Genomic DNA, 15,275 nt, shown 5'->3' with positions numbered 1-15,275 from the left:
CGTCAACCTTCGTTTTTTCTTTAATAGACCGCCCGCACGCGCCGAACTGAGAGGCTAAGCCGGCCTACGGCGCTAGCTGTCCATTCTGTCAGTTAGCCGTCATTTTGCTGACCGGGTTGGCAGGCTATAAAGAAGGGGCTGACACTGAAGATGACGAAAGCCCTCACGAGGTACCTCCTCTCATCCCTGTCCTTCCCTTTGACTTGCCCGGCGCCTTCCCTGCATGCGTAAACAGACCCGAACCGCAATCGCCGCCAGCGCCATCGTTGTGCTCATCGCGCTCACCAGTTGGAGCCTGACCCGTCCTGCCCCCGCAAAAGTGTCGGCGCCGACTGCGATTCCAGTCCGGGTCATCAGCGTGATCAAGGAGGATGTACCGCGCTATGTCACCGGCATCGGTTCCGTGCTTTCGCTGCACAGTGTCATCGTTCGTCCCCAAGTCGATGGCATCCTGACCAGGCTGCTGGTCAAGGAAGGCCAGCAAGTCAAAGCCGGCGACCTGCTGGCGACCATCGATGACCGTTCGATTCGTGCGATGCTGGCTCAGGCCCAGGCTCAGCTGGGACAAAGCCAGGCGCAACTGGACGTCGCCCAAATCGATCTGAAACGCTATCGCTTGCTGACGACGGACAACGGTATTTCCAAGCAGACGTTCGACCAGCAACAAGCACTGGTCCATCAGCTTCAGGCCACTGCGTTGGGCAATCAGGCGTCTATCGAGGCCGCCCAAGTGCAGTTGTCCTACACGCAGATACGCTCACCGGTGACCGGCCGCGTCGGTATCCGCAACGTCGATGAAGGCAACTTCCTGCGCGTCAGCGACGCTCAAGGTCTGTTCTCCGTGACCCAGATCGACCCGATTGCCGTCGAGTTTTCTTTGCCGCAACAGATGCTCTCAACCTTGCAGGCGCTGGTCCACGGGAGCACGCCAGCAGCCGTTCAAGCCTACATCGGCAATACCGATAACGGCACGTTGTTGGGCGAGGGTAAATTGACCCTGATCGATAATCAGGTGGCCGCCAACACCGGCACCATTCGCGCCAAAGCCGAATTCAGCAACCCCACGGAGAAACTCTGGCCCGGCCAGCTGGTGACCATAAAAATCCAGACGGCCATTGACCGGGATGCCTTGAAAGTGCCGCCACAAGTGGTCCAACGCGGCGTCGATCAGCACTTCGCCTACCGCGTCAAGGGCAATAAGGTGGAAGTGGTGCCGGTGCAAGTGGTGTATCAAGACAGCGATCTGACCCTGATCAAAGGCCCTGACGTCGGTGATGTACTGGTCAGCGACGGCCAGTCCCGGCTTAAACCCGGGGCGCACGTCGACGTAATCACCGCACCGTCCATCGTCGGACAGGACACTGCGATGGAGACCGCACGATGAAAGGCCGGGGGTCGGTATCGGCGTGGTGCATTGATCATCCGGTCGCCACCTTGCTGCTGACGTTTCCAGCGGTGTTGCTGGGCCTGATCGCCTTCCCACGCCTGCCTGTCGCGCCGTTGCCAGAGGCTGAGTTCCCGACTATCCAAGTCACCGCCTCCCTGCCAGGCGCCAGCCCGGAAACCATGGCCTCCTCGGTCGCGACCCCGCTGGAGGTGCAGTTCAGCGCAATCCCCGGCATGACACAAATGACCTCCAGCAGCGCATTGGGTTCGACCAATCTGACGCTGCAATTCACTCTCAGCAAAAGCATCGACACCGCCGCCCAGGAAGTCCAGGCGGCCATCAACACCGCTGCGGGCAGGCTGCCCGCTGACATGCCCAACTTGCCGACCTGGCGCAAGGTCAACCCGGCTGACAGCCCGGTGCTGATCCTCAGCGTCAGCTCAAACCTGATGCCCGGCACCGAACTCAGTGACATCACCGAATCCCTGCTCGCGCGCCAGCTCAGCCAGATCGACGGTGTCGGTCTGGTCAACATCACCGGGCAACAACGCCCTGCAATCCGGGTTCAGGCCGCACCGGAGAAACTCGCGGCCTTGAGGCTGACCCTGGCCGACGTGCGCGTGGCGCTGCAACAAACCAGCTTGAACCTGGCCAAAGGCGCGCTGTATGGCAAGGACAATGTCTCGACACTCTCCGCTAACGATCAACTGTTCCAACCCGAGGATTACGCGCAGCTCATTGTGTCCTACAAAGACGGCGCGCCGGTTCATCTCAAAGATGTCGCAACGGTGATCAACGGTGCGGAGAACGCTTACGTCAAAGCCTGGTCCGGCGATCAACAAGGGGTCAACCTGGTGGTCTTCCGTCAGCCGGGGGCGAACATCGTCGAGACCGTGGATCGCATCCAGCGCGAGTTACCTCGCCTGCAGGAAATGCTGCCGGCGTCGGTGGAAGTGTCAGTGCTCAACGACCGGACCAAAACCATTCGTGCGTCATTACATGAAGTGGAAATGACTCTACTGATCGCCGTGCTGTTGGTCGTCGCGGTCATGGCCCTGTTCCTGCGCCAGTTATCGGCAACCCTGATCGTCAGCAGTGTGCTGGGCGTGTCGTTGGTCGCCAGTTTCGCGATGATGTACCTGTTCGGTTTCAGCCTGAACAACCTGACACTGGTGGCGATTGTCGTGGCCGTGGGGTTCGTGGTCGACGATGCGATTGTGGTGGTCGAGAATATTCACCGCCACCTCGAAGCAGGCGACGGCATGCGCGAAGCCGCGATCAAGGGCGCCGGGGAAATCGGCTTCACCGTGGTTTCGATCAGTTTCTCGCTGGTGGCCGCGTTCATCCCGCTGCTGTTCATGGGCGGCGTGGTCGGGCGGCTGTTCAAGGAGTTCGCCCTCACCGCCACCGCGACCATTCTGATTTCGGTAGTGGTCTCCCTGACCCTGGCACCCACCCTCGCCGCCCTGTTCATGCGCGCACCCAAGCATGATCCCGACGCCAAGCCGGGCTTCGGCGAGCGCTTATTGGCGTTGTACGAACGAGGCCTGCGCAAGGCACTGGCTCACCAGCGCGTGATGATGGGGATTTTCGGCATGACCCTGGTTCTGGCAGTCGCCGGTTATATCGTCATCCCCAAAGGCTTTTTCCCGGTGCAGGACACCGCTTTCGTGCTGGGTACCAGCGAAGCCGCCGCCGACATTTCCTACCCTGACATGGTCGAGAAACACTTGGCGATGGCCAAAATCGTCAGTGAAGACCCGGCGGTCCAGGCGTTTTCCCATTCAGTGGGGGTGACCGGCAGCAACCAGACCATCGCCAACGGACGTTTCTGGATTGCCCTCAAAGACCGCAGTGATCGCGATGTATCGGTCAGCGAATTCATCGACCGCATACGACCAAAACTGGCAACAGTGCCGGGCATCGTCTTGTACCTGCGCGCCGGGCAAGACATCAACCTCAGCTCCGGCCCGAGTCGAAGCCAATACCAGTACGTGCTCAAGAGCAATGACGGCCAACTCCTCAATACCTGGACCCAGCGCCTGACCGAAAAGCTCCGGGAAAACCCAGCCTTCCGCGACCTGTCCAACGACCTGCAACTGGGTGGCAGCATCACCCACATCAGCATCGACCGCAGCGCTGCGGCGCGCTTTGGCCTGACCACCAGTGACGTCGATCAGGCACTTTACGATGCATTCGGCCAACGGCAGATCAGCGAATACCAGACCGACATCAACCAGTACAAGGTCATCCTGGAACTCGACACCGAGCAACGCGGCAAGGCCGAGAGCCTGAATTATTTCTATCTGCGCTCACCGCTCAGTGGCGAAATGGTCCCGCTGTCGGCCCTGGCCAAAGTCGATCCACCGAGCGTTGGCCCCCTGTCTATCAGCCATGACGGCATGTTCCCGGCCGCCAACCTGTCCTTCAACCTCGCGCCCGGCGTGGCGTTGGGCGATGCAGTGCTGATGCTCGACAAGGCCAAGAGCGACATCGCCATGCCGGCAGCAATCGTCGGCTCGTTCCAGGGGGCGGCGCAGGCGTTCCAGAGTTCGTTGGCCAACCAGCCGTGGCTAGTCCTGGCAGCGCTGGTGGCGGTGTACATCATCCTTGGTGTGCTGTATGAAAGCTTCGTCCATCCCCTGACCATCATCTCGACCCTGCCATCTGCGGGGATCGGCGCACTGCTGCTGCTCTGGCTGCTGGGCCAGGACTTCTCGATCATGGCGCTGATCGGCATCGTGCTGCTGATCGGTATCGTCAAGAAAAACGGTATCCTGTTGGTCGATTTCGCCCTGGATGCCCAGCGCAATCGAGGGCTCAGCCCACAAGATGCTATTTATGAAGCCTGCCTGACGCGCTTCCGACCGATTATCATGACCACGATCGCGGCCCTGCTCGGCGCTTTGCCGCTGATGCTCGGTTACGGGGTCGGCGCGGAGTTGCGCCAGCCTTTGGGGATTGCGGTGGTCGGTGGGTTAGTCGTCAGCCAAGCGTTGACCCTGTTCACCACGCCGGTGATCTACCTGCAGCTAGAACGGCTGTTCCATCGGCGCCCGCCACACTCTGCGCCTGACCCCGCAGCAGTTCTGGTCATAGACAAGTGAGTGTCGCCCCATGCGCGTGCTGATTATCGAAGATGAAGAGAAAACCGCCGACTACCTGCACCGGGGCTTGACCGAACAGGGCTACACCGTGGACCTGGCCCGCGATGGTATCGAAGGCCTGCACCTGGGGCTGGAAAGTGACTACGCGGTAATCATTCTCGACGTCATGCTGCCGGGCCTGGACGGCTTCGGGGTATTACGCGCCCTGCGTGCCAGAAAGCAGACACCGGTGATCATGCTCACCGCTCGCGAAAACGTCGACGACCGCATTCGCGGCTTACGCGAAGGCGCGGACGATTACCTGGGCAAACCCTTCTCTTTTCTCGAACTGGTCGCGCGCCTGCAAGCCTTGACCCGACGCAGTAGCGGCCATGAGCCGGTGCAGATCAGCATCGCCGACCTCTGGATCGACCTCATCAGCCGCAAGGCCACACGCGCCGGGATGCGCCTGGACCTGACCGCCAAGGAGTTTTCCCTGCTCAGCGTACTGGCTCGCCGCCAGGGTCAGATCCTCTCGAAAACCTCGATTGCCGAGATGGTCTGGGATATCAATTTCGACAGCGATACGAACGTCGTCGAAGTCGCGATCAAACGCCTGCGCGCCAAACTGGATGGGCCGTTCGAGCAGAAGCTGCTGCATACCATTCGCGGCATGGGTTATGTGCTGGAGAACCGCAGTGGCAACTAATTCCATCGCCCTGCGCCTGAGCAGCCTGTTTGCGCTGGTCGCGATGCTGGTGTTTCTACTGATCGGCTGGGCCCTTTACCTGCAAGTCGAAAAAGGCCTCGGCCAGTTGCCCGCCGCCGAGGTGGAAGCGCGCTACAGCGTGCTCGAATCCGCCGTTACCCGATTCGGCACACCCGAGCATTGGGCGAAGATCAGCGCCAAACTCAAACTACTCAGCGAAGAAGACAAGCGCATCCGATTCTGGGTCGTCAGCGACAACCCGGCCTACGAGTTTGGTAGCCCGGATGCGGCGATACGCCAGTTCGCCAAGGGCCCGCCGGGCATGCGCGACATGGCACTGGCCGGCCATGAGTTCCCGTTCAAAGTACTGGTCAGCCAGTTCCCGGCACAGGATCAACGCCCACCGCTACGGTTTTTGATTGCAATCGATACCGAAACCTTCTGGCAGACCCAGCACTCGCTGCTGATCGCCTTGATCGGTCTCGCGGCCGCCGGCATCGTGCTCGCGTCAGTGCTGGGTTACTGGGTCGCACGCATCGGTTTGAAACCCTTGGTCAGCCTATCGCTGGAAGCCCGAAAACTGGCGCCCCCACGTTTGTCTGGCCGCCTGCAACTGTCCTCCCTACCGCCTGAACTGGACCAATTCGTCAGCTCATTCAACTCGACGCTGGAGCGAGTCGAGCAAGCCTACTCAAGGCTCGAATCATTCAACGCCGATGTCGCCCATGAACTGCGCTCGCCGCTGACCAACCTGATCGGTCAAACTCAAGTGGCGCTGACCCGTGGACGCTCAGCCGAGCATTACTTCGAAGTGTTGCAATCCAACCTGGAAGAGCTTGAGCGATTGAGGTCGATCATCAACGACATGCTGTTTCTGGCCAGCGCCGACCAAGGCAGCAAGGCCACCGAATTGACGTCCACCTCGCTGGCCAAAGAAGTCGCCACAGCCCTGGATTACCTGGACTTCATCCTCGAAGACGCTCACGTGCGGGTCGAGGTTCAGGGTGACGCCAGCGTTCGTATCGAAAAAGCCCACCTGCGACGGGCGCTGATTAACCTGTTGCACAACGCTGTGCAGCATACCGAGCCAGGGCAAGTGATCCGGGTCGAGATCCGGGCCCAAGACGAGCATGTCAGCATCGGAGTGGCCAATCCCGGCGCCGAAATAGCCAGCGAACACTTGCCCATGCTCTTTGAGCGCTTCTATCGCGTCGACGCCTCACGCAGCAACAGCGGCGCCAACCACGGGCTGGGTCTGGCCATCGTCAAAGCCATCGCCCTGATGCATGGCGGGACCGTTTTCGTCCACAGCCAGCAAGGCGTCAACACTTTCGGCATCAACCTTCCGCGCTGAACCATTCCCCTCTTCATTGCAGGCGTGCCTGCCCCCGCAAACGTGCTATCTCCGCTGAGACGTTAAAATTCGTGCCGCACTTTGTTACCAGAATGACAAAAGTCCTTTGAGTACATGCCTCTTTTTCGAACTTGGTCCGACCTATATTTTTGTCGCACTTAATTAGCACTTGCCTAGCAAGAAGGTCTCAAAAATGTCCACCAGTATGGGTATTGCCAGCGTTTTCGTATTGTCTTCGTTCCTGTTATCCGGTCAGGCGTCTGCAGAAGAATCGCAGTCCTTTGTTGCACAGAAAGCCGCACGTCAGGCGTCTGTCGAACAAGCCCAAACCCGAGCAGAAATGACCGCAAAGACACCGAACAACGAGCAATCTCTGGAAAAGTCGGTAGATAGCGGTACTTCCGATAACGCTCAAAAGGGCTAATCGACTGTAATAACGTTTCCCTCGACAGTCGATCAAATGCCCCATTTGATCGACCGTTCTTTAAAAGCCACTGCTACTCAGTGGCTTTTTTTTTGCGTACAATTTTGCGCCGTAGCGGCTGTACGTCGGGCACCTTAGGGCCCACCGATTGCTTTTCCCCCGTTCGCTAACCCACCTGAATCCCGACCCGCCCCCTGCACAAGATGTGCGTTCAGCTTGAAGACTGATCGTACCCGCTATCAAGACATGTCAGACGTGTAACAATTATTAGAGAGCACGCTGATACCGCCGCTAAGATATAAGGTGTTAAATACGTTCTACTCAGGTGTTAAAAAATCCTTACCTAACTAGTTATTGTCTTTTAAATCAGTACGTTAAATTATTCTCCGTATTTTATTTCCATAGAATTCCGGTCATGAACCCAACCTTTACATTGCACGCAACGCCAGGAAAGTGGTCCAGACCCGAAGTCATCCTGATTTTCGGCAGCAGCTTTGCGGTGGTCGCTATTCTTGTGATCGTCACGTCACTGCTGTTTCGCGAGCGCGACAGCGCGACAGAATTTGCCGCCCGCACGGCGTCCAACATCGTGCAGTTGATCGATGCCGACGTGCAGCGCAATGCCGAGCTGTACGACACATCTATCCAGGGCATGATTGCCGCATGGCAGCTTCCGGGGATCATGGCCATCCCGTCACAGATGCGTCATTTGATGCTGTTCGACCGTTCCACCGCTGCGCCCTATAAAGGTGATTTGCTGCTATTGGACAAGAATGGAAGCATTCTTGCTGACTCTACTTCGCTCGTCCCCAGAGCCGGCAACTTTGCTGACCGCACTCATTTCACGGCGCACCGGGATAACCCATCGCTGGGCCTGCTGGTCAGCGATCCGTTCAAGATGCGCCTGGGTGACCCGGACTGGTGCATCAGCTTCAGTCGCCGCGTGTCTTCACCTGAAGGCGAATTTCTTGGCATCGCCTCGGGGGCGATGCGGCTGCTGTATTTCAATGAGCTGTTCAAAGACCTGAGTATCGGCAAGGACAGCAACGTGAACCTGATCAATACCCACGGCATTCTGCTCGCTCGACAGCCAGTGCTGGATGGCAACGATATGACGGGCGCGGACTTCAGCCAGCAAGCTAACTTCCAACGCTTCCTGAAAGAAGGCAGTGGTCACTTCACCAGTGTGTCCTCGCTGGACAACAAAGAGCGTCTTTACACCTTTTCGCGAGTCGGCGATTTGCCGCTGATCGTGGTCGTTGGCCAATCAGTGGAAGAGGTGTATGCCGTCTGGAGGCGCACTACCTTATTGGTGGGCAGCGCTACCAGCATCTTATGTTTCGGCATTTTGTGGCTGACGTTTCTGTTGCGCCGCGAACTGCGTCTGCGCCAGCGTGCCGAAAATGGCTTGGCCCACCTGGCTGCGACCGACGGCTTGACCGGCCTGGCCAATCGTCGCAGGCTCGATCAGGTACTGAAAACCGAATGGGCGCGAGGGTTACGTTCAGGGCAGCCACTGTCGCTGCTGATGATTGATGTCGACAACTTCAAGACGTTCAACGACCGCCATGGCCATCATGGTGGAGACGAGGCCCTGCGTACTGTGGCGGCGACTATTCTTAGCCGTATTCGCCGCCCTGGAGACCTTGCGGCGCGTTATGGCGGCGAAGAGTTTTCCGTGGTACTGGCCGACACACCGCTCGAAGGCGCTCAGGTCATCGCCGAAGCCATCAGGGCTGCAATCGAGGCCCTGCCGCGCTTTGCCAATGACGAACACGCCATCACCGTCAGCATCGGGGTCGTCTCTCATGTGATGCGCCCCGGCGACACGCTGAGCACCTTGACCCGCATTGCCGATCAGGCGCTGTATCAAGCCAAACGCAAAGGTCGCAATCGTGTGGAGTGCGGATCATGGACCTCCCACCGCGACCCTCTTGTCACTTGAGTTGCAGGTTGCGCATGCAGAGAAAACGCCAGACGAGCTGGCGTTTTCTCTAAAGCGTTCAATCAGTTTTTTTGTACGTGAGCGGTATCACGCATGGCTTTGACCTGATCACGGTTACGTTGTGCTCCGTCAAGCTGCTTCTGAATCAATGCGATAACGTTCGTTGGCAGATTCTCTTCACGGGCTTTTTCAAGTGCTTTTCTGTAGGCCTTGAGTGCAGTGTCTTCACCTCGCTCTACCTCACTCAGAATCGCCTCATCGCTTTTACCAGTAACCACCGACTTCAGATCGATCCAGGCACGGTGCAGCGAACCAACGATGCTTGAAGACGTTTCAGGATCCCCGCCCAGAACACGAACTTCAGCCTGGAGCTCCCGTACGGCTGTGGCGCACTCTTGCGACCGGCTGATAAAAAAGCTCTTTACCGTCGGATTTTTGATGTCTTCAGCGCTGGTATGAAAGCCTTTTTCGCCATCCTTACTGGTTTCAATCAAATCATTGAGCAATGAAATGGCTTCTTTATTGATATCTGTCATTTTCAAACTCCTTATCGGTTAGTGGATGACAGTTGAAAAAGCAGCCTTCATGCCACGTTCTATTTTCTTTAAATACCTTACATTTCAATAAGTTGATTTACACAAGAGACAGATCAATCGTTCTTTCTGCAAGAACTGTCGTTTGGCCTGCATGCAGAATGCACGTATCTTGAGGGCTGTAGTTTCGTGCACATCCGACGTGCGCACCCCATTGAATGGCCTGGACATGAATCCCGAAAAACTTGAACTGCTGGTCACCCGCGAAATGCCGTATGGCAAATACAAGGGCCGGCTCATCGCCGATTTACCGGGGCAGTACCTGAACTGGTTCGCTCGGGAAGGTTTCCCCTCGGGTGAGTTGGGCAGCCTGTTGGCGTTAATGCACGAGATCGACCATAACGGTTTGTCCGAACTGCTTGACCCGCTACGCAAGCGCCAACGCCCGTTCCGCCCCTAACGATTCATACGCCAAGCGAGTTCGTGATGCCGATTGATCAACATGCCGCCACCGCCCTGGACTGCGCCCGAGACGAAGCCTTCTGGCAGCGCATCGCTTCACGCTATGAGGTCGAGCCAGGCCCGATCAACCTGGAAAACGGTTATTTTGGCCGCATGACCCGGACGGTGGTCGAGGACTATCAACACCAGATCGCCGCCATCAACCGCAGCAACTCAGTGTATGTGCGCCATCAGTTCGATCAGGTCGACAGCGTGCTGATTCGCGATCAACTGGCGGCAATGGTCCAAGTGCCAGCCCACGAGATCGCCATCACGCGCTGTGCCTCCGAATCCCTGCAATCATTGATTCGCAACTACAACGCCCTGCAACCTGGCGATCAGGTGTTGATCAGCGATCTGGATTACATCAGCGTGCAAAGCGCCATGCGCTGGCTGGCAAAGAGCCGTGATGTGGAGGTGATTGAAATCCAGCACCCGCACCCTGCCACCTATGAGAGCCTGCTGGACAGTTACCGCTCAGCCTTCGAGAGCCACCCCCGTTTGAAGTTGATGGCGTTGACCCACGTCACCCACCGCACCGGTCTGGTGATGCCGGTGCAAGCGATTGCCGCGTGGGCCAAGACCCATCGCATTGACGTGATCCTCGACGGCGCGCACGCCCTTGGCCAGCTCGACTTCAAACTGGACGAGTTGGGCGTGGCGTTTGCCGGATTCAATCTGCAGAAATGGATCGGAGCGCCGCTGAGCCTGGGCTTTATCTACATTGCCCAGGAGCGCCTGACAGACATCGACCCGGACATGGGCGACAGTCGATTTGCAATCGACGATATCCGGTCGCGCGCGCCCTATGGCACGCCCAATATCCCGGCCCTGATGACCCTGCCGCGAGTGTTCGAAGAGCATCTGGCGATGGGCGGTGCCGCCGTGAAGGGCGCACGCCTGAACTACCTGCGCGACCTGTGGGTCAAGCCTGCAAGGGAATTGTCGGGAATTGAGGTTTTGACCCCGGACGACGCGCGCCTGTATTGCGGGATCACGGCATTGCGCTTTACCCGCCAAGTGGATCAGCAGCGGATGGTCGAGCGTTTACTGGAGGAGTACAACCTGTTCACGGTGGCGCGCGACGGCGCTGCGTGCGGGCCGTGCATCCGTATCACTCCGGGCTTTACCACGTCGGTGGCGGAGATCGAAACACTGGTACGAGCACTGCGTGAACTGAGCCGGTAACCGCCCTAAAAAACACGGTGCACCCGACCAAGGCGCACCGTGAAAAGCCAAGCAACAACAACCAACAACCTATCCGTTAGTCAAACAACGCCAGCGCTTCAACGCTGGCAGCTTCAATCCGTGCCCACTCGCCATTCTTGATCCAGGCGTTGTCGAGCATCCACGAGCCGCCCACACACATCACGTTCGGCTGCGCCATGTAGCTCTTCAGGTTGTCTGGATTAACGCCACCGGTAGGACAGAAACGAACTTCGCCGAACGGGCCGCCAAGGGCTTTGATTGCCGCAACGCCGCCGCTGATCTCAGCCGGGAACAATTTGAAACGACGGTAACCCAAGGCGTAGCCCATCATGATCTCCGAGGCGCTACTGATCCCCGGCAGCATCGGCAGCGGGCTGTCGACGCCAGCTTGAAGCAGCTCGGGCGTGCAACCGGGGGTAACGATGAATTGCGCCCCAGCCGCTTCAGCGTCCGCCAGCATCTGTCGGTCAAGGATGGTGCCGGCACCGACGCACAGTTCGGGACGTTGCTCACGCAAGACCCGAATCGCGGTCAGGCCGAATGCCGAGCGCAGGGTCACTTCCAGCGTGGTCAATCCGCCAGCGGCCAGCGCATCGGCCAGGGGCAGAATGTCTTGTTCGCGGGCAATGGTTATCACCGGCAAAATCTTCGCCTTGGCGCAGAGTTCGTCGATTTGGACAATCTTGTTCGCCATGCTGTTCAGCGGCAGGTTTTTTTCGATTGTTTTCATGGCGGCTGATCCTTTGCTCATGGGCACCAGTAAATCTCTAAGGAGGAATTCAGAAAGGCACGGATGGGCATTTGGGCGAGATCATCACCTGCCACTGCCGTGCGTAATGTATCGAGTTTGGCCTGCCCGGAAATGGACAGTATCTGCAGACGTGCAGACGCGAGCAACTGACGCGTCAGGGTCAAGCGCTGGCGTGGCACCGTCGGCGCCAGCATAGGCAAGCAACGACGCTGTCCATCAAGGCGCAATGCTTCGCTGAGGTTCGGACTCTTGGGAAACAGCGACGCAGTGTGGCCGTCATCCCCCATACCCAGCACCAATACATCGATCGGTGGCAACTCAGCCAGGGCTTGATCGGCCTCATGTGCCGCCTCATCCAGGGTTGGCGTTGCGCGGTACAGCCCAATGAAACGGGCTTTAGCCGCTGGCCCCTGAAGCAAGTAGCGCTTCAACAGGCCGGCATTGCTGTCGGCATGTTCCACCGGCACCCAGCGTTCGTCCGCCAGGCTGACCACCACCTTGGACCAGTCCAGCGACTGCTGCGCCAGGCTTTGGAAAAATGCCACCGGACTGCGCCCGCCGGACACCACCAGAGTCGCCACGCCATGCGCACTGATTGCGCTGCGCAGTTGCTCAGCCACCGCCGTCGCCAGCTCACTGGCCAACAGCGCCGGATTGGCAAACGTGTGAGCGACTATGCCCGCAGGCAGTTCAACTTTAGATATCCCCATACCAGGACCTCCCGTCACGAGTAATCAGTGCAATGGAGCTCATCGGCCCCCACGACCCAGCCGCGTAAGGCTTGGGTGCATCGCCGGCCTTCTTCCAGCCCGCGATCAGTTGGTCGCACCATTGCCATGCGTACTCAATTTCATCTTTACGGACAAACAGGTTCTGATTGCCACGCATGACTTCCAGCAACAACCGCTCGTAGGCATCGGGGATCCGCGCGCTTTGATAGGTGTCTGAAAAATTCAACTGCAAAGGGCCGCTGCGCAGCTGCATGCCTTTATCCAGGCCTTGATCCTTGGTCATCACCTGCAAGGAAATGCCTTCATCAGGCTGCAGGCGAATGATCAACCGGTTGCTGATCTGCAAGCGCTGCTCGGGGGCGAAAATGTAGTGCGGCGGCTCTTTGAAATGGATCACGATCTGCGACAGTTTTTGCGGCATGCGCTTGCCGGTACGCAGGTAGAACGGCACGCCCGACCAGCGCCAGTTGCGAATGTCAGCACGCAACGCAACAAAGGTTTCGGTATCGCTCTGAGTATTGGAGTTTTCTTCCTCCAGATAGCCCGGCACCGGTTTGCCTTCGCTGTAACCGGCAATGTACTGGCCCCGCACCACCTGAGTGGCAAGGCGTTCAGGGGTGAACGGCGCCAGGGCTTTAAGCACCTTGACCTTCTCGTCGCGAATGCTGTCGGCGGACAGGTCGCTCGGCGGGTCCATGGCGATCAGGCAAAGCAGTTGCAGCAAGTGATTCTGGATCATGTCGCGCAGTTGCCCGGCCTGATCGAAGTAACCCCAACGGCCTTCGATGCCGACCTGTTCGGCGACCGTGATTTCAACGTGGGAAATGTGGTTCTGATTCCACTGGGTCTCGAACAGGCTGTTGGCAAACCGCAGGGCGATCAAGTTCTGTACGGTTTCCTTGCCCAGATAGTGGTCGATTCGATAGACGCGGTTTTCCGGAAAGGACTGCGCGACCGCATCGTTGACCCGACGCGAGGAGGCCAGGTCGTGGCCGATGGGTTTTTCCAGTACGGCACGGGTGCGCTCGGTCAGATTGACCGACGCGAGGTTCTCGCAGATCGCGCCATACACCGAAGCCGGGGTAGCAAAATAGGCGATCAAACGCTCGGCGTCGCCCACCCGATCAGCCAGTGCGACATAATCCTCGGCCTTGAGAAAGTCCACATGCAGGTAACTCAGGCGCGCCTGAAAACGCTGCACATGTTCATCTTCAAGCTCGGCCTCGGGTACGAATCGGCGCAAACTGCTGTCTATGTAAGCCAAATGCTGCTGTTCACTGCCGGACTCACGCGCCAAGGCAAAAATACGGGTATCGGCATGCAACAACCCAGCGCGGTCAAGCTGGTACAAGGCCGGAAACAGCTTGCGCACTGCCAGGTCGCCTAACGCGCCAAACAAGGCAAAGGTGCACGATTCAACCGTTATCAGGGGCATAATGTTTGTTCTTTTATCAAGTTAGGCTACAAATACCTTTTTTAAAGGCAGTATTCAAGATCAAATGTAGTAATAACCACAACATTTCGTCTAAAACCAGATTCCGATGGTGATCGACGAGGGCCATCAGTACGATAGGCCACCTTTACCAGCGTCTGTAAGACTCTCGATGACAGGCATTGCCAGGGTGTGTACAAATCAGTCTGTTGCCTGCTCGACAAGGATATAAAATGGACCGCATGCGCAACCTCCTGGAGCATATCCAGGGCCGTCTCGATGAATTGAACAAGGCTGAGCGCAAGGTCGCCGAGGTGATCCTGCTCAACCCACAGCAAGCGACGCGCTTGAGTATCGCCGCGCTCGCTCAGGCCGCCAAGGTCAGCGAGCCCACGGTCAACCGCTTTTGCCGCTCGTTCGGTGTCAGCGGTTATCCCGAGCTCAAGTTGCAGCTGGCGCAAAGTCTGGCCAGTGGCGCGGCGTATGTAAGCCGCGCAGTGGAGGCCGACGACAACCCCGAGGACTACACCCGGAAAATTTTCGGCAGCGCCATTGCCTCGCTGGACAGCGCCCTTCAGCAACTCGATTCGAACCTGATCAGCAAAGCCGTGGATCTATTGATTCAGGCGCGGCAGATCCATTTTTTTGGCCTCGGCGCTTCGGCCCCGGTGGCGATGGATGCGCAGCATAAATTCTTTCGTTTCAACCTCGCGGTGACCGCGCACGTTGATGTGCTGATGCAGCGCATGATCGCTTCCGTCGCACATACCGGCGAGTTATTTGTGATCATTTCCTACACCGGCCGCACCCGCGAACTGGTGGAAGTGGCCCGCATTGCCCGCGAAAACGGCGCCTCGGTTCTGGGCCTGACCGCCGAGGGGTCGCCACTGGCCAAGGCCAGCACCCTGAGCTTGAATATCCCGCTCCCAGAAGACACCGACATCTATATGCCGATGACCTCACGGATCATCCAGCTCACCGTGCTCGACGTATTGGCCACCGGCATGACCCTGCGCCGGGGCGTGGATTTCCAGCCGCATTTGCGCAAAATCAAGGAAAGCCTCAACGCCAGCCGGTATCCGATTGACGATGAGTTGATTTAAGGCCCGGTCACCATCGGGCACACCGCATCGAGCCAGCGCTTCTGCGCCAAACGACTCAAAAAAAACGGGCAGCCAGGCTGCCCGCAAAGCACACACATACCTTGATCACT

At 58.1% G+C, this 15,275-nt stretch carries 13 protein-coding genes; 9 read left to right on the top strand and 4 right to left on the bottom strand.

Annotated features, from left to right (window positions below):
- Positions 1–223: 223 nt before the first annotated feature.
- The 6 genes from ACVBEG_RS04630 to ACVBEG_RS04605 all read left to right on the top strand — a co-directional run bounded on the left by ACVBEG_RS04630 (position 224) and on the right by ACVBEG_RS04605 (position 8,905).
- Entirely contained in the window at positions 224–1,384 is a 1,161-nt protein-coding gene (locus ACVBEG_RS04630) for an efflux RND transporter periplasmic adaptor subunit (RefSeq protein WP_330200629.1), read from the top strand.
- On the top strand, positions 1,381–4,494 hold the full coding sequence (locus ACVBEG_RS04625) for a multidrug efflux RND transporter permease subunit (RefSeq protein WP_447107415.1): 3,114 nt from the start codon (positions 1,381–1,383) through the stop codon (positions 4,492–4,494). Before ACVBEG_RS04630 ends, ACVBEG_RS04625 begins: the two co-directional genes overlap by 4 nt.
- Positions 4,495–4,504: 10 nt before the next feature.
- Positions 4,505–5,182, top strand: coding sequence for a heavy metal response regulator transcription factor (locus tag ACVBEG_RS04620; protein WP_322178073.1), 678 nt, complete (start codon positions 4,505–4,507; stop codon positions 5,180–5,182).
- Positions 5,172–6,536 (top strand): heavy metal sensor histidine kinase, encoded by a 1,365-nt coding sequence (locus tag ACVBEG_RS04615; protein ID WP_322178072.1) that lies wholly within the window; start codon positions 5,172–5,174, stop codon positions 6,534–6,536. The genes ACVBEG_RS04620 and ACVBEG_RS04615 overlap by 11 nt, the downstream gene beginning before the upstream one ends.
- Before the next feature lie 193 nt (positions 6,537–6,729).
- Complete coding sequence (locus ACVBEG_RS04610) at positions 6,730–6,960, top strand: hypothetical protein (protein WP_322178071.1); 231 nt, start codon at positions 6,730–6,732, stop codon at positions 6,958–6,960.
- Positions 6,961–7,375: 415 nt separating this feature from the next.
- Positions 7,376–8,905: a sensor domain-containing diguanylate cyclase gene (locus ACVBEG_RS04605; RefSeq protein WP_322178070.1), complete on the top strand. Its 1,530-nt coding sequence runs from the start codon at positions 7,376–7,378 to the stop codon at positions 8,903–8,905.
- Between the two features lie 62 nt (positions 8,906–8,967).
- On the opposite strand, the gene ACVBEG_RS04600 is transcribed toward ACVBEG_RS04605, so the two are convergent.
- Entirely contained in the window at positions 8,968–9,441 is a 474-nt protein-coding gene (locus ACVBEG_RS04600; protein ID WP_447107414.1) for a ferritin-like domain-containing protein, read from the bottom strand.
- A 226-nt stretch (positions 9,442–9,667) separates the two neighbouring features.
- Here ACVBEG_RS04600 and ACVBEG_RS04595 point away from each other — a divergent pair, with 226 nt between their 5' ends.
- Both ACVBEG_RS04595 and ACVBEG_RS04590 read left to right on the top strand, forming a co-directional pair.
- Positions 9,668–9,898, top strand: coding sequence for a DUF3820 family protein (locus tag ACVBEG_RS04595; protein ID WP_219060970.1), 231 nt, complete (start codon positions 9,668–9,670; stop codon positions 9,896–9,898).
- Positions 9,899–9,924: 26 nt separating this feature from the next.
- Positions 9,925–11,127, top strand: a complete 1,203-nt coding sequence (locus tag ACVBEG_RS04590; RefSeq protein ID WP_323566277.1) for an aminotransferase class V-fold PLP-dependent enzyme — start codon at positions 9,925–9,927, stop codon at positions 11,125–11,127.
- Positions 11,128–11,203: 76 nt separating this feature from the next.
- On the opposite strand, the gene ACVBEG_RS04585 is transcribed toward ACVBEG_RS04590, so the two are convergent.
- The 3 genes from ACVBEG_RS04585 to zwf are packed head-to-tail and all read right to left on the bottom strand — an operon-like array spanning position 11,204 to position 14,065.
- The gene (locus tag ACVBEG_RS04585) at positions 11,204–11,878 is read right to left on the bottom strand and encodes a bifunctional 4-hydroxy-2-oxoglutarate aldolase/2-dehydro-3-deoxy-phosphogluconate aldolase (RefSeq protein ID WP_322178067.1); all 675 of its coding nucleotides are present in this window, start codon (positions 11,876–11,878) and stop codon (positions 11,204–11,206) included.
- Between the two features lie 17 nt (positions 11,879–11,895).
- On the bottom strand, positions 11,896–12,609 hold the full coding sequence (gene pgl, locus ACVBEG_RS04580; RefSeq protein ID WP_323566276.1) for a 6-phosphogluconolactonase: 714 nt from the start codon (positions 12,607–12,609) through the stop codon (positions 11,896–11,898).
- On the bottom strand, positions 12,596–14,065 hold the full coding sequence (gene zwf, locus ACVBEG_RS04575; RefSeq protein ID WP_447107413.1) for a glucose-6-phosphate dehydrogenase: 1,470 nt from the start codon (positions 14,063–14,065) through the stop codon (positions 12,596–12,598). The genes pgl and zwf overlap by 14 nt, the downstream gene beginning before the upstream one ends.
- Before the next feature lie 239 nt (positions 14,066–14,304).
- On the opposite strand from zwf, the gene ACVBEG_RS04570 reads away from it, so the two are divergent.
- A complete protein-coding gene (locus ACVBEG_RS04570) occupies positions 14,305–15,165 on the top strand; it encodes a MurR/RpiR family transcriptional regulator (RefSeq protein ID WP_322183037.1) in 861 nt (286 codons plus the stop codon).
- Positions 15,166–15,275 lie beyond the last annotated feature (110 nt).

Source organism: Pseudomonas sp. GG8, assembly GCF_052976945.1.
This window is presented reverse-complemented; position numbering and strand designations above follow the sequence as displayed.

Coding starts and splice junctions, on each gene's coding strand:
- ACVBEG_RS04625 (WP_447107415.1), top strand. CDS start 1,381: ATGAAAGGCCGGGGGTCGGTATCGGCGTGGTGCATTGATCATCCGGTC.
- ACVBEG_RS04605 (WP_322178070.1), top strand. CDS start 7,376: ATGAACCCAACCTTTACATTGCACGCAACGCCAGGAAAGTGGTCCAGA.
- ACVBEG_RS04630 (WP_330200629.1), top strand. CDS start 224: ATGCGTAAACAGACCCGAACCGCAATCGCCGCCAGCGCCATCGTTGTG.
- zwf (WP_447107413.1), bottom strand. CDS start 14,065: ATGCCCCTGATAACGGTTGAATCGTGCACCTTTGCCTTGTTTGGCGCG.
- ACVBEG_RS04620 (WP_322178073.1), top strand. CDS start 4,505: ATGCGCGTGCTGATTATCGAAGATGAAGAGAAAACCGCCGACTACCTG.
- ACVBEG_RS04595 (WP_219060970.1), top strand. CDS start 9,668: ATGAATCCCGAAAAACTTGAACTGCTGGTCACCCGCGAAATGCCGTAT.
- ACVBEG_RS04600 (WP_447107414.1), bottom strand. CDS start 9,441: ATGACAGATATCAATAAAGAAGCCATTTCATTGCTCAATGATTTGATT.
- ACVBEG_RS04590 (WP_323566277.1), top strand. CDS start 9,925: ATGCCGATTGATCAACATGCCGCCACCGCCCTGGACTGCGCCCGAGAC.
- pgl (WP_323566276.1), bottom strand. CDS start 12,609: ATGGGGATATCTAAAGTTGAACTGCCTGCGGGCATAGTCGCTCACACG.
- ACVBEG_RS04585 (WP_322178067.1), bottom strand. CDS start 11,878: ATGAAAACAATCGAAAAAAACCTGCCGCTGAACAGCATGGCGAACAAG.
- ACVBEG_RS04610 (WP_322178071.1), top strand. CDS start 6,730: ATGTCCACCAGTATGGGTATTGCCAGCGTTTTCGTATTGTCTTCGTTC.
- ACVBEG_RS04570 (WP_322183037.1), top strand. CDS start 14,305: ATGCGCAACCTCCTGGAGCATATCCAGGGCCGTCTCGATGAATTGAAC.